The 13,959-nt window shown below is 57.6% G+C and carries 13 protein-coding genes; 8 read left to right on the top strand and 5 right to left on the bottom strand.

Translation table 11 applies throughout. The features are described 5' to 3' along the window. Positions 1-36 precede the first annotated feature (36 nt). Positions 37-567 carry a flavodoxin family protein gene (locus tag AAAX35_RS02075; RefSeq protein ID WP_349116578.1) on the bottom strand — a complete coding sequence of 177 codons (531 nt, stop codon included), beginning with the start codon at positions 565-567 and terminating at the stop codon, positions 37-39. 287 nt (positions 568-854) lie between these two features. Between AAAX35_RS02075 and AAAX35_RS02070 the strand changes: the two genes are divergently transcribed. From AAAX35_RS02070 to AAAX35_RS02060, 3 genes are all read left to right on the top strand, one after another. Further along, positions 855-2,588, top strand: a complete 1,734-nt coding sequence (locus tag AAAX35_RS02070; protein WP_349116577.1) for a DUF262 domain-containing protein — start codon at positions 855-857, stop codon at positions 2,586-2,588. A 9-nt stretch (positions 2,589-2,597) separates the two neighbouring features. Beyond that, positions 2,598-2,942 (top strand): DUF6508 domain-containing protein, encoded by a 345-nt coding sequence (locus AAAX35_RS02065; RefSeq protein WP_161155280.1) that lies wholly within the window; start codon positions 2,598-2,600, stop codon positions 2,940-2,942. A gap of 285 nt (positions 2,943-3,227) precedes the next feature. Then, positions 3,228-3,755, top strand: a complete 528-nt coding sequence (locus AAAX35_RS02060) for a zinc ribbon domain-containing protein (RefSeq protein WP_204987186.1) — start codon at positions 3,228-3,230, stop codon at positions 3,753-3,755. Between the two features lie 290 nt (positions 3,756-4,045). Here AAAX35_RS02060 and AAAX35_RS02055 read toward each other — a convergent pair whose 3' ends face one another. The 3 genes from AAAX35_RS02055 to AAAX35_RS02045 form a co-directional block, all read right to left on the bottom strand. Next, positions 4,046-5,245 (bottom strand): EcsC family protein, encoded by a 1,200-nt coding sequence (locus AAAX35_RS02055; RefSeq protein ID WP_161155282.1) that lies wholly within the window; start codon positions 5,243-5,245, stop codon positions 4,046-4,048. A 1,278-nt stretch (positions 5,246-6,523) separates the two neighbouring features. Beyond that, on the bottom strand, positions 6,524-7,495 hold the full coding sequence (locus AAAX35_RS02050) for an alpha/beta hydrolase (protein ID WP_349116576.1): 972 nt from the start codon (positions 7,493-7,495) through the stop codon (positions 6,524-6,526). Positions 7,496-7,497: 2 nt separating this feature from the next. Further along, entirely contained in the window at positions 7,498-8,262 is a 765-nt protein-coding gene (locus AAAX35_RS02045) for a carboxymuconolactone decarboxylase family protein (protein ID WP_349116575.1), read from the bottom strand. 276 nt (positions 8,263-8,538) lie between these two features. Here AAAX35_RS02045 and AAAX35_RS02040 point away from each other — a divergent pair, with 276 nt between their 5' ends. Further along, positions 8,539-8,979 (top strand): MerR family transcriptional regulator, encoded by a 441-nt coding sequence (locus tag AAAX35_RS02040; RefSeq protein WP_349116574.1) that lies wholly within the window; start codon positions 8,539-8,541, stop codon positions 8,977-8,979. 231 nt (positions 8,980-9,210) lie between these two features. Here the strand turns inward: AAAX35_RS02040 and AAAX35_RS02035 are convergent, their stop codons facing one another. Continuing rightward, positions 9,211-10,110 (bottom strand): LysR family transcriptional regulator, encoded by a 900-nt coding sequence (locus AAAX35_RS02035; protein WP_349116573.1) that lies wholly within the window; start codon positions 10,108-10,110, stop codon positions 9,211-9,213. 129 nt (positions 10,111-10,239) lie between these two features. Between AAAX35_RS02035 and AAAX35_RS02030 the strand changes: the two genes are divergently transcribed. From AAAX35_RS02030 to AAAX35_RS02015, 4 genes are all read left to right on the top strand, one after another. After that, the gene (locus AAAX35_RS02030) at positions 10,240-11,088 is read left to right on the top strand and encodes an aldo/keto reductase (RefSeq protein WP_349116572.1); all 849 of its coding nucleotides are present in this window, start codon (positions 10,240-10,242) and stop codon (positions 11,086-11,088) included. Positions 11,089-11,159: 71 nt separating this feature from the next. Further along, positions 11,160-11,294: a hypothetical protein gene (locus AAAX35_RS02025; RefSeq protein ID WP_349116571.1), complete on the top strand. Its 135-nt coding sequence runs from the start codon at positions 11,160-11,162 to the stop codon at positions 11,292-11,294. Between the two features lie 105 nt (positions 11,295-11,399). Next, a complete protein-coding gene (locus AAAX35_RS02020; protein WP_349116570.1) occupies positions 11,400-12,251 on the top strand; it encodes an aldo/keto reductase in 852 nt (283 codons plus the stop codon). 43 nt (positions 12,252-12,294) lie between these two features. Continuing rightward, a complete protein-coding gene (locus AAAX35_RS02015; RefSeq protein ID WP_349116569.1) occupies positions 12,295-13,458 on the top strand; it encodes an iron-containing alcohol dehydrogenase in 1,164 nt (387 codons plus the stop codon). Positions 13,459-13,959: the final 501 nt, after the last annotated feature.

Raw genomic sequence — 13,959 nt, 5'->3', positions numbered from 1 at the left:
TCAAATAATGCTGATTGCCATGCGTTCTTCTTGTCCTTAGGCGAGCTTGCGAGCGAGCTCTCGCACCTCTTCCAACTTGGGCGACGATACCATGCTGTCGCGCTCGGTCATACCGTTGATGGTGACAATGCCCTGGTCCTCCCACTTGCAGTACGCGCACGCTGACTTGTACATAGTGATCGCCGCATCATAGACGCCCTCGCTGTGGCTATCGAGCAAAAGGGCCGTCTTGGTGAACGGAAATCCCGTGGCACCGAAGGCGTACAGACGGTCGATGGCGGCCTTTTCCTGCGCGGTGATATCGAACCAGTAGATAGGCGAGGCGAAGACGACCATATCTGCGTCTTTCAGCGACTCGATCACACCGGCCATGTCATCCTTCTGCACGCAGACGCCCTCATGGGTGAAGCAGTACTGGCATCCCAAGCAGCCCGCAATCTTTTTGCTGGCAACGCGGACGACCTCGACCGTATTGCCGCCCTCACGCGCAGTCTCGGCAAACGCCTCGACCATAGTGTCGGTATTGGCGCCCTTGCGCGGGCTACCGCTCAATACAACGATTTTCATAGGATTCCCTCTCCTTCATGCTGCAGGCGCGCAGCATGTTTTCTTGTAACCAAAACGAATGGAGCTATTCAGTCGTCTGTAGACCGCATCTCTCGTTCGCGCTCTCCAAAGAAGGTGCAAGCAGAAGCATCACGGGCATTGATCGGCGCCGATATGGATCACGACATGAAACCGTAAGGGTTGGCCAGAGGTTGCTAGATTCAATAGCTCTCAGCAATGGAGCGAATGACGACTTCGGCGATATAATCCGTGTCATCTTGATTGTTCCTGCGCGGAAGGTACAGCTCATGTCCAAGCTCAACATCGACCAGCGATCGATTCGCGATCTTCTCACCGATAAGCGGTCAGACTTCCTCATCCCCGACTACCAGAGGCCCTACGCCTGGGGCGAGGATGAATGCGCAACGCTGTGGGATGACCTGTTCTCGTTCGCTTTTCCAGGCGATGACTACGAGCGTTTCGACAGCGAAAACGACGAATACTTTCTAGGGCCCATCGTCACCTTTAAGAACCTCTCTGGCCAACTTGAGATCATTGACGGCCAGCAGCGCCTCACCACCATCATGCTGCTGCTCCGCGCGTTCTACGACAAGTTCACCAACATGAAGGATAAGCAGTCTGTGAAGATGCGCGAGGCAATCGCCCGTTGTGTATGGAAAACCGACGAGTTCGACGAGCCCGACATGGAGCGCCTCAAGATCGACTCCGAGGTTGCATCGGACAACGACAAGAATGAATTCCTCGAGATTTTACGAGAGGGCAACGTAGGCGATGGCTGGAAGAGCGCTTATGCCCGCAACTTCGCTTTCTTCCAGAGGAAAATTGAACAACTGGTGAGCGAGTGGCCCACCTACACCGTCTACATGGCCACACGCGTTATCAACAATGTGATACTGTTGCCCATTGAAGCGGAGTCGCAGGACACCGCGCTACGCATCTTCTCGACTCTAAACGACCGAGGGTTGCCTCTCTCGGATGCCGACATCTTCAAGAGCCAGTTCTACAAGCATTATTCCGACACGGGGCGCAAGGACGAGTTCATCCGTCGCTGGAAGGCACTCGAGGAGGGAGCGAACGCTATCTTCCGGCCCATGCGCGGCACACCAACCGATGAGCTATTTACGCGCTACATGTACTACCGCCGCGCGAAGAAAGGCATCCGCGACACGACCACCGCATCGTTGCGCGACTTCTTCGGTGCCGATGGCTACGCCATGCTCAAGGAGGACGCCACGCTCGACGATCTCGAGGCGCTGCTCGGCTTCCGGAAACGCGTCGACGCGCAGGAAGGGTTCAGTGAGCGCGTGCTCCGCAGGCTCTTCGTGCTGAACTACGCCCCCAACGGCATGTGGACCTATCTGCTAAGCGTCTGGTTCCTCGCCAACCGCGACAGCAAAAGTGCCCTCGATGACGAGGCACTCTACGGCTTTCTAAACAAGATCACGGCATTCATTCTCGCCTACGCCATTGAGCGCCCCGGCGTGAATGCGCTGCGTTCGCCAGTGTATCCCGAGATGATCAACATCGTGGAGCACCGCCCGGTGGAGTTTCCTAACCACCACTTCAATCGCGCAAATATTGCTGAGCGATTCCGAACCTACGTGTTCACCAACGGCAGGCCTGTAACGAAGTCCATACTCACTTGGTGGGCGTACGCAGACCCAGATCAGCCACTCATGGACCTAGACACCACGCTTGAAATTGAGCACATCTATGCCAAGAAGCGCAACGAGATAGACCCGCTCGTCGATCAATCCAGCCTGGAGGCGTTGGGTAACAAGGCGCTGCTCGAGAAGCGTGTAAACATCCGCGCGGCCGACTACAGATTCTGCGATAAACGCAAGTACTATGAGGGATACACCGACGGCAACGGCAAGCGCAAAGCCGGAACAAAGATCGCGGAACTCAAGCGCCTGACACAAGTCATGGGAGACTTCACCGAAATAGACATCGCGACTCGCACGGCACGGATCATCGATGCCTTCGTGGACTACCTGGGCAACAACGGACTTTTGAGCTAAAGAGCGAACATGTTCGAAAGACTAACCAAGTACGCTGGCAAGCTGGCGGACAGAAACATGAATGTCGAGTTTGGGGGCGGGACGTTCGGACTCGAGGATTTCGTCGACGATTTCTATGAACTGGACGGGTTCGCAGACACCAGCTACTTCGAGACGCTTGAACGCCATAGCATCGACACCTCGGAAGGTATAGACAGCTGCGACATCGACCATGGGGACATTGACCTGATACGTGCATGCATCACGTGGTGCGTTCGTGGCGACCGCTTCTGCGACGGACTCCTTGCCGCGCAAGCTAGGAGCGGGTTTCTGGACCGCTGCCTCTCCCGACTGAAGGAGCTCGACGAAAGTTAGTCAGCGACTCCGAATACACTTGGACCGTGGCCGCCACTAGCGTCAGTAGTAAATCCAGAGACAGTCTCCATCGAAAAGAGTGATTGACCACTGCCGCCAGTTCTCCGAATCCATTTTGCAGGGTTTACACTCGCAGAAGGAGCCCTTGGCAGCATCGTCGTGATGCGCGTCGCCTACCACGAGACTTTCAGGTGATATTTCACAGCGGGGCTATCCGCCTTTATCATCTTACACGTCGCATTGTTTTTCTCGCATGCAGCGCTGGAGTTATTTAGGGAGCATTTAATGGATATGCTGACGTCACTTTTGCCCATGTTCATTCTCCTTGGCATCGTAGTGTTCGCATCCGACAGACAGGAGAAACGGAAGGTCGAACTCGAAAAGGTCAAAGCAAAAGCCGAGTGGGACCGTGCGAGCGAGAGTTTCAGAGACGATGTGACCCAAGAAGAGCTTGAGGAAATTGTCGCCAATACGCGACGATCAGTAAAAAGACTTGAGTCCCTTACCGTAGCCGGGCACAGAGTCTACGGGGCAGTTGCTACTCTCAGCGGCATCAGCTCATGGAAGTTCGTAATTGACTTTGACTACAAGGGCCACCTCACAAGCGATTACACCGTAGCGAGCTCAAACGAAGACTCGGGTATCCCCGAGCGCGTAGCAGTCCTGATTGCCAAGGGAATTAGGACCTGGACGCCAGGAGGCCGCAAGGTGCGCGCGTCTTTCTGCCCCTATTGCGGCGTCAAGGCATCCGGCGACGCGTCGTACTGCTCTTCCTGCGGAGCCAGGCTGCCGCAGGTGCCGAAGAGGCCGTAGCTGGGACTAAAATGGCTGCGGGCATGGACAATAGAATGTAAATCTAAATACTGAACCGGGGTGCCAGATATGACGTTTGACAAACTGTTCGCCAACCAAGAGCCAAGGACCTCCACCCCCGACGCAGACGTGCACGAGCGCGATGATGCGGGTGGACGTCACATAAGCTCGGAGTACCTGACGGCGAGATAGAGTAAGGCGGAAGCCGCATGGCCGAGGGCAGCCAAATAGCTTCCGATTGATTACGTTTCGGCGCATGGAGTTGCGCCCGACAGGTCTAGTTGACGACTCTAACTCTCTGCAAACTCAGCCGTTTCTCCCGTAAGCCTCTGCACACGTTGTTCCTTCTCGACAATGAAACGCTTGTGGTAGAAGAGGTCGGCGAAGTCTAGGATACTGTTCATTTGCGCTGTGTCAAAAAAGGCACCGAAACCCGCTCCCACCACGGGAACAAGTCTGCCGACGTTCTTCAGAGTCAGCTTCTGACCAATTTGAGTAAGGGTTTTCTTAAATACGCCAGCCTCGATTGCCTTCTTGCCACCGTTCTCCAAAGCCTTTTGGGCTGCTTTGTTGGCGAGCGCGCGCATCTGGGCGATAGCGAGCGCGGCGCCACCTTTCTCGACCATCGCGGTCCAGCCCTTCTTTGCGGCTTGTTTCACGGCCGCGCTCTCGGCATATACGAGAACCTTCCCGATATAATCAGTAGCTGGGTTCCCCTTGGGGCACGGCGACATCGCCCTTTGGAACACCTCGCTGGCAATGATGAGCTCTGCGGGGTCTTCTTTGACGTCGTAGCCATAGAACATGGCCACTGACTGGACTGCCCTGAAATAAACAAGCATGCTGAGCGCGATGTTTGCAGGGAGACCCCAGAACCCGATAGCACCCGTTCCTCCGCCCTCGGCAAGTGCGATTCCCATGTGCTGCGGGCGCTCCTTGGCCGAGACGGCAGCGACGTCATATGCGCGCAGCAGACAGATTTGCGAAATATCCGAAACCTTTTGTGCCTGTTTTCCCGCGTTGACGCACTGTATGACGTGTTCTTTGCTCACGCTTGCCTTTGCCGCCTGTTTCTCGAGCTCTCCGAAGCCATCGGCAGCCTTCTTGATGGCAGCCGCCATGAGCTCCTGCTCCGTCAGATCCTCGAATGTATCCCTGGCGATGTCACTAACTTTACCGGCAATCTCCTTGACCGGAGCGGGCGTGAGTTCATCGGCTTTCCTCCCGGCTTTTGCCAGAATACCGGGAGAGGTCATCTTCTCGTAGCGTTTGGCGAGGGAGTCGATCTCTTCACATTCGCGGTCGTCAATTATCGGATCCGGTAGGATATATTCGCCATTCTCAGCAACGACATTTCCCTCGAATGAATCCCCGTATTCACCGCCGAAAGCCTGATGAATCCTCTTCGCTCCGTTCGCGGCCCCCTGCACCATGCCCTTGGCCATATTCCCGAAGTCAGGCATCTTCATATCATTAATGCTCTTTCCCATGGTTCTCCCTTCTCGGTATGTCCGCCTGCCTTATATAGGGCGAGAAATTATCGCGAGGCACTTCATGAACCGAAGGCGCGTATCCGCGAAATGAAATTTGTTCATACTGTTTAAAGATTTTACGCCTAGTGAACCTCCTATCTTTTAGTTGCCTGCTGATTTGTGACCACCGCAGAAGAACCCTTGATTATCAACTTCATCCCACGCCCCCCTACGTTCACCGTCGGCGTTTGCCATATAGTTACTTACGGCTCTTTTGGCTACCTCCAAGTGCCAGGAAAGTTCCCCGGCTATTTTATATTTATTTCCATTAGGAGCCCCATTGGCCAAAGAGCCCAGTATCTTCGTTGACGAGAACGGCGACATGGTGAAAAGGCTCGCTAGCATTTGCTCACACTCATCTACCGCCGCAAATAGTTCGAAAATCCGATAAGACTAATGAAGCGCATGGGCGCGATGTCTCCGCCGTCACGGCTGAATACCTAGACCCCTTCCAATCCCTTGACAACGTGAGGGCTTATTACGACAACTGCCAGCACAAAGCCCTATTTTGCGACGTTAGCCGCACGCGCTCGGCGCACACCAGAGCTACCAACACGGCACATGTCGAAAAAATGAGAGTGGATAATCTCCCACATTGAGCCTTGCTTGGGGCTCAATGTGGGAGATTATCCACTCTCATTCATCAGGCGTCCGAAAATCCACGCTCGTGCGTCCGTATTTCCACACTCGTGCTGCGCGCTCGCGAAGCATCGCGGATGTTGATTAGGAGCGACATGAATCGCGGTATGAAGCCGTAGGGGTTGCCTGGAGGTTGCCCGGAGGCTGCCAAAAGAAAAGCTCCTGACCTGTCGATGCAGGTCAGGAGCTTGAAATCGCCGAATATCAGCTATTCCCACTCTTTCACGCTCGTTTATTGTTGTGCCATTCCAGTCAACTCCAGTTGGGTCGTCGGCTTTAGGTGTCTTGCCACCGAATCTCGCCGTGTGTCTTCGCGTAGGAGTTTGAGACAAAACGTGGAGCAACGCAGAAAACTTTTCGGCATCGAAGGCCCGCAGTTTCATTTTTGTCCCAAGGACAAAACAGGTCGGATTGCAAGTTGCAGACATCTTGGCTGAGGACGTGAATCCGCTATTTCAGCCCCTCTTCACCTATTTCGAGGAAGGAATCATAGCTAGCGGCTTTATCCCTGCGCGTTTCAGCAGGTCAGAAGCCGTATGCTGTGACCATGACTGGAAGAATCGTTGCTGGGGGCTTGGCATTGAATCAAGGTGCGCCTTATTTCAGATATTCCTCAAAGAATGCCTTCAGCTTTCCAAACGGAATGATGTCCATCTGATCGTAAAGGTCGGTGTGGCTGGCACCAGGGATAATGAGCAATTCCTTGTTGTCCCCCGTCAGCTTGCCGTACGCGGTTTCGCTGAAATAGCGGGAGTGCGCCTTCTCGCCATGCACCAGCAACACAGCAGAGCGGATTTCGCTGCTGTATTGCAAAATCGGCATATTCAAAAATGACAGCGAAGACGTCGCATTCCAGCCACCGTTGGAGTTCAGGCTGCGGGGATGATAGCCTCGCGGAGTTTTGTAGTAGGCATAATAGTCCGCTACAAACTGCGGCGCATCCTCCGGTAGCGGATCGACCACGCCGCCCGCCAGCGCATAGCTGCCGTTTTTATAGTCCTCGGTGCGCTGCGCGTTCAGTGCTCTTCGCTTCTCAAAGCGTGCCTGCTCGGAATCCTCGGCGTCAAAATAGCCGTTTGCGGTCACGCGAGTCATATCGTACATGGTCATAGCCGCGGTAGCTTTGATACGGGTGTCGATGGCCGCCGCATTGACTGCCATGCCGCCCCAACCGCAGATACCGATGATGCCGATACGCTCCGGGTCAACGCTTTCCTGCACAGAGAGGAAATCCACCGCTGCGCAGAAGTCCTCGGTGTTGATGTCCGGCGATGCTACATAGCGGGGCGTGCCGCCGCTCTCGCCGGTATAGGACGGGTCGAAGGCAATTGCGAAAAAGCCCAGCTCCGCCATTTTCTGCGCGTACAGACCGGAGGACTGTTCCTTCACCGCGCCAAACGGGCCGCTGACGGCGATGGCGGGCAGTTTGCCTTCCGCGTTCTTAGGCACGTAAACGTCAGCCACCAGCGTGATGCCGTATCGGTTATGGAAGGTCGCCTTGCTGTGCTCAACCTTATCGCTTTTGGGGAATACTTTGTCCCATTCCTGCGTCAGATTCAACTGTTCCATACCTAAACCTCCTTGTCAGTCGCTTTAAGGTATTGCTCGTCGTCCACGGGCTCCAACCACTCGTTGGAGGCCTCCTCGCCCGGAACCTCCACCGCGAGATGGGAGAACCAGCTGTCGGGCACCGCACCGTGCCAGTGCTTTACGCCTGCGGGAATATTTACTACATCGCCGGGGCACAGCTCCTGTGCCGGTTTGCCCCATTCCTGGTAAAACCCTCGGCCAGCCACGCAGACGAGAATCTGCCCGCCGCCGCTTTTGGCGTGATGGGTGTGCCAGTTGTTGCGGCAGCCGGGCTCAAACGTAACGTTGTAAATGCCGACCTGCTCGGTGGAAAGGGGCGCGAGGTAGCTTTGCCCGATAAAGTACTTCGCAAATGCGTCGTTGGGGGCACCGATGGGAAAGGCCATCTCGTTTTGATGCTTGGTTCTTGCGTCGGCGGCATCGCTATCCTCCCAGACCTCCTTCGCCATGCGAAAGGCCGCCCATGCCTTGGGCCAGCCTGCGTAAAACGCCGCGTGCGTAAGGATTTCCGCTATCTCCGCCCTGGTCACGCCGTTGTTCTTTGCGGACATCAGATGATATTGGAACGAAGAGTCCGTCAGCCCCTGTGCCATCAAGGCAACCACCGTCACCACGCTGCGGTCTCGAAGGGAAAGCCTGTCTTCTCGGCTCCACACCTCGCCGAACAGCACATCGTCATTGAGCTGTGCGAATTTGGGAGCAAAGTCCCCCAGGGCATCTCTGCCCGCTGTCTGTTTGATTGCCATGATCGATTTCCTCCTGTCGATGGTTTTGAGTGCAAAACTGCTTCCGCCCAGCTAGGCCGCGCCTAGACTCCTGTGCCCATTCGTCGCGCCTGCTCAAGAGCGGGATGCCCGCCGATTTCGCCCACGCCGTTCAAGCCGCCGGCGAATACCGTTCCGGCAAGTGTGCGCCTTTGGCGAAAATCCCTTGCGCTCCCAATTTATATTGACGAAAATGAAGGTAATACCTAAACCTGACTTTAGGTCAAGGAGTAAATTCGAGATTTGTCCGGAGGGACCATGTACACAATCGGACAGGTGGCGGATATGTTCGGTCTGCCCGTTTCCACGCTGCGCTATTACGACAAGCAGGGATTGTTCCCGGAATTGGAGCGGACGTCCGGCATTCGCCGATTCGGCGATACGGAACTCGAGGCGCTTCGGGTCATCGAATGCCTGAAGAAGGCTGGGATGGAGATCAAGGACATCCGGCTGTTCATGGAATGGTGTGCGGAGGGCCCATCGACATATCCCAAGCGCAAGGCCATGTTCGAGGAGCGAAAGGCCCACATGGAGTCGGAGATCGCGAACATGAACCGTGCGCTGGATATGTTGAAGTTCAAATGCTGGTACTACGAGCAGGCGATCCAAGATGGCAACGAGGATAGAGTGAAGGCGCTGATTCCCGACAATTTGCCGGAAGAAATCAAAGATACCTACGATAACGCCCACACTCAATAATGCCGCCCGATGCTCAAGGGGCTTTGGCAAGGAGTCGTTTTAGGCAGACATGCAAAAAGAAAGCCTCCGAACCAGAAGGTTCGGAGGCTGTTATTCCCGTTATTTCGCTGGTGGCTTTGCCCTATGGCGACGCCGAAACAGCATCAGGCGGTACTCGACGGTATCAAAACGCGAGTTCAGAAGCCAGTTCCCGTTATTCCCATAGGCATAAGCGCATCTGCTCGCGATTGCCTATCGATGCTCTGCCTCGAGCACGGCAGACACCGCATCGAGGAACTCCCGCACATGGTCTGCGGGCTGCAGCGAATGAAGCAGTCCGTAAGACACGAGACAGTCCCAATCGGTAGGGACGGTTTTGAGCATGGGGTGGACGTTGGCCCACAACGGCAGCGTCGCAAGCGCGAGGTCCTCGTTCGCGCCGCGATTGAACACCTCCGCCCGATATTGCGGAAAGTCTACGAGCGCGATTTGAGGATGATGCAAGAGTATCTCGTCGCGCACGCGATCGATTTCGGCGTTCCAGCCCCGGCGTATAAGCATAAGACTGTGATTGTGGAGGTCGTCGAATGTGACGATGTCGCGTTTGGCGAGTTCGCTGTCGACGGGAACGGCGCACCAGAGCGGCTCGCGCGAAAGCTCGAGGCCCAGGCACCCGCGCTCTTTAAGAAAGGCATCGTCGAAAATCCCCACCACGATATCCATGTCTTGCCCGAGGTTCGCCAAACCGCGCGCCGCCGAGGGTGTGTTTTCAAACGTGACCACCTGAAGGCTCATGCCAGGGCAACGTTCCTTCACCTTCGGCCACAGCTTCGTGAGCGGCGTGCTGGGTGTCATGAGCGACACTCCCACGCGGATGATGCGCTTCTCTCCACGCTCGGCGACGCGGGCGCGTGCGATTGATTCTTGAGAGTACTGCACGATATGGCGGGCGTCGGCGAGCAGCGACCTGCCTGCTCGCGTAAGCGAAAGCCCCTGATGCGATCGGTGGAACAGCGTAAGGCCTAGCCGCGACTCCAGCAGGTTCATCTGCTTGATGACGGCCGTGGGCGTGATGAAGGACTCTTGTGCCGCCTTGGAGAAGCTACCCGCCTCCGCCACGCGGATGAAAGTGTCAAGCTGTGGGTTGTACATCGATCCTCCTGTCACGCATTATGTGCCGTATATACCCCATGGTTATATCCATCATTCCAACGTGAACTTCTCGCACGTCAGTAAACGCCGTAGCCTTGTATTCGAAAAGTCACCATTAAGGAGGAGACCATGGAGTATCTGAAGCTCAACAACGACGTAGAGATGCCCATCGAGGGTTTGGGCACCTTCCTCATGACCCCGGCCGAGGCCGAAACGGCCGCAACCGCCGCGCTCGCGGCTGGCTACGAGCACATCGACACCGCCAACGCCTACATGAACGAGCGCGCCGTGGGCCGTGCCATCGCCAAAAGCGGCATCGCGCGCGACAAGATCTTCGTCTCCACCAAGCTCTGGCCGAGCGTCTACGACGCGGGCATGCCGGCGGTGGACGCCACGCTCCAGCGCCTGGGGCTCGACTACGTCGACATGCTCATCCTGCACCAGCCGGTAGGCGACTACCTGGCCGCGTGGCGCACGATGGAAGAGGCGTACCGCGCAGGCAAGGTGCGCGCCCTCGGCCTCTCCAACTTCCCGCAAGACAAGATCGCCGAGGTCATCGAGGTCGCCGACATCAAGCCGCAGCTCGTGACCGTTGAGTGCCACCCCTACCACGTCCAGCGCGACCTGCGCGCCTACCTCGTGCCGTACGGCACGGTGATCGAGGCGTGGTACCCGCTCGGCCACGGCGACAAAGGTCTTCTGGAGGAGCCCGTCTTCGTCGCTCTCGCCGAGAAGTACGGCAAGACCCCAACCCAGGTGATCCTGCGCTGGCACGTGCAGATGGGCACCTCCATCATCCCCGGCTCCAAGAACCCCGCCCACATCGCCGACAACGTGAACATCTTCGACTTCTCCCTCACCGAAAACGAGATGGCCGAGATTGCCAAGCTCGACGGGACCATGACCTACTACACCGCCACTGAGGAAGCACTCGCGGGCTACCTGGCCATACGCCCCGATTTCGACGCGCAGGAGTAGCGCTCAGACGACAACGGACCAACCAAGCCGCCGCCGAGGACCAGTCGACTGTCGAGGATGAGCCCGCCGCAGTGCCCGCTGCAGACGGCAACGTCCTCGTGACCTACTACTCGGCACAGAGCCACACCGCTGTCGTAGCTCAGACCATTGCCGACGAGCTCGGCGCCGATCTCTTTGAGGTGACGCCTAGAACCTGCGGGTTATAACCCCGTGCGCACCCCAGCGTTATAGAACCCTCACCAACGGAAACTTCCGCCGGCGCGGCACCCCTCGTATGGTGGATACGTCAAGTTGCGAGAAAGGAAGGCACCATGGACTACATCACCTTGAACAACGGCGTCAGGATGCCGCAGCTCGGCTTCGGCGTGTACCAGATCCCGGACGCCGCGGGATGCCAGCGCGCCGTGGAGGACGCGCTCTCGGTCGGCTACCGGCTGCTCGACACGGCCGCGAGCTACGGCAACGAAGAGGCGGTCGGGGCCGCCATTCGTGCGAGCGGCCTGCCGCGCGACGAGGTGTTCGTGACGACCAAGCTGTGGATGTCGGATGTGAGCTACGAGGGGGCCAAGCGCGGCTTCGACGCGTCGCTCAAGCGGCTGGGGCTCGACTACGTCGATCTCTACCTCATCCATCAGCCGTTCGGCGACGTCTTCGGCGCGTGGCGCGCCATGGAGGAGCTCTACGAGCAGGGCGTTATCCGCGCCATAGGCACAGCTAACTTCTACCCCGATCACCTCGCAAACCTCATCTCGTTCAACCGCATCGCCCCCGCCGTGAACCAAGTCGAGTGCAACGTGTTCTTCCAGCAGCGCGAGGCGCAGGAGTACATGGCCGGCAAGGAGGTGGCCATGGAGGGTTGGGCGCCCTTTGCGGAGGGCAGAAACGACCTCTTCCGCAACGAGGTCCTCGCTCGCATCGGCGAGGCGCACGGCAAGACGGTCGCCCAGGTCGTGTTGCGCTGGCTGCTGCAGCGCGGTGTGGTCTGTATCCCTAAGAGCACGCACCGCGATCGCATGGAGCAGAACTTCGACGTCTTCGACTTCGCGCTGGGCGACGACGAGATGGTCGCCATCGCCGCGCTCGACACCGGGCGCAGCGCGTTCTTCGACCACCACGACCCCGCCACCATCGAATGGATGTCCGGGCTCGTGCGCAACGTGTAGACGAGCGTCAGACCGCACTGATAACTTACTAGGAGGAATTGCCATGAACTCATTCACGTACGACTACCCGGTCAGGAACTACTTCGGCGAGGGGGCCATGGACCAGGCACTCGACGCCGAGATGGGTGCCATGGGCAAGACAGTGATGCTCGCCTACGGCGGAGGTTCGGTCAAGCGAGCCGGCGTCTACGGCCACGTGGTCGATAAGCTCACGAGCGCGGGCAAGCGCGTGGTGGACTTCGGCGGCATCATGCCCAACCCGACCTACGAGAAGTGCCAGGAAGGCGCCGCGCTCGCACGCGAGGAGCAAGTCGACTTCATTCTCGCCGTCGGCGGCGGGTCGGTCTTCGACTGCTGCAAGGTAGTCTCCGCGCAGGCGATGCTTGACGAGGACATCGAGACGTTCGAGCACGCCGACGGCAAGATGCCGAGCTCGTTCATCCCCATGGGCTGCATCGTTACGCTCTCCGGCACGGGCGCCGAGCAGAACAACGGCGCCGTCATCACCAACGAGGAGACGCACGTGAAGGGCGCCTATCTGGGGGCGATGCCCATGTGGGCGGCGCTCGACCCGGCGCTCACGCTCACCGTACCGCACGCGCAGTTCATGAGCGGCGCGTTCGACACGCTCTCGCACTGCATGGAGAGCTATTTCGGAAGCCCGCGCGAACGCAACGTCACCGACGACATCAACCTCGCCATCCAGCGTAACGTCATCCGCAACATGCGGATCATCGCGGACGACAATCAGAACCTCGAGGCGCTAAGCGAGCTCGTATACGACTCCGCCATGGCCGAGAACGGCGTGCTCAAGATCGGCAAGTCAACGGACTTCCAGGCGCACATGATCCAGCACCAGTACGGCGCGTACACCCACACCAACCACGGAATGGGCCTCGCGGTCATCCACCCTGCGCTCTACCGCCACCTGGCCCTCGAGGCGCCCGCGCAGTTCGCCCGCTGGGCGCGCGAGGTGTGGGGCGTCGACGCCAAGGGCAAAGACGACCTTACGGTGGCGCTCGAGGGCATCGACCGCCTGCAGACGTTCATCGGCGAGATGGGGCTTCCCACGAGCTTCGCCGAGATGGGCTCCGACGCGTCCGACGAGACGCTGCACAAGGTTGCGGACACCTGCGTGCTCACCGGCGGCTGCGCCAAGAAACTGGAGCGCAGCGAGGTGTTCCAGATTCTGACCGAGTGCCTCTAGATCGGCGGGGGTCCCGATCCGCCCGCGCCGAAGGAAACCGGAAGGCCCCTCGTTTTTCACGAGGGGCCTTCTGAGTTTTTGCCCGATTGTGAAACCATGTGGCTTGCAGGTGCGACGGTTGCGAAACGCCCCCATCGGTCGCCATCAGAACCGTACGAAACCGTATGAAATACAAGAACAAATGTTCTATTACTACTCCCACTCGATGACTAATCCAGTCCGAGTGTTGTCGATGCGTGTCGCGTCGTACCGCCCGAGGGCTGATTCGTGCGCAATTTGAGCGAATCAGGCCCTTAATTCGCGGTTTCGGGAATGACTCAATTGATTCGCAAAACCGCAGGTCGCTCCTTTAATCACTCCCTGGTTTCCGCCGGAGTTCGTAGCGGGTGGCGTGAAAAGGGGCGATTCAAAGGGTCGGAGAGATGCGTCTTGGCCAAGAAATAAGGTTAGCCTTATCTTACTTCATGGTTCGTGTGTTATAGTTAGATTGCTCTAACTGTT

Source organism: Collinsella sp. CLA-ER-H11 (assembly GCF_040092445.1).
Taxonomy (GTDB): Bacteria; Actinomycetota; Coriobacteriia; order Coriobacteriales; family Coriobacteriaceae; genus Collinsella.
This window is presented reverse-complemented; position numbering and strand designations above follow the sequence as displayed.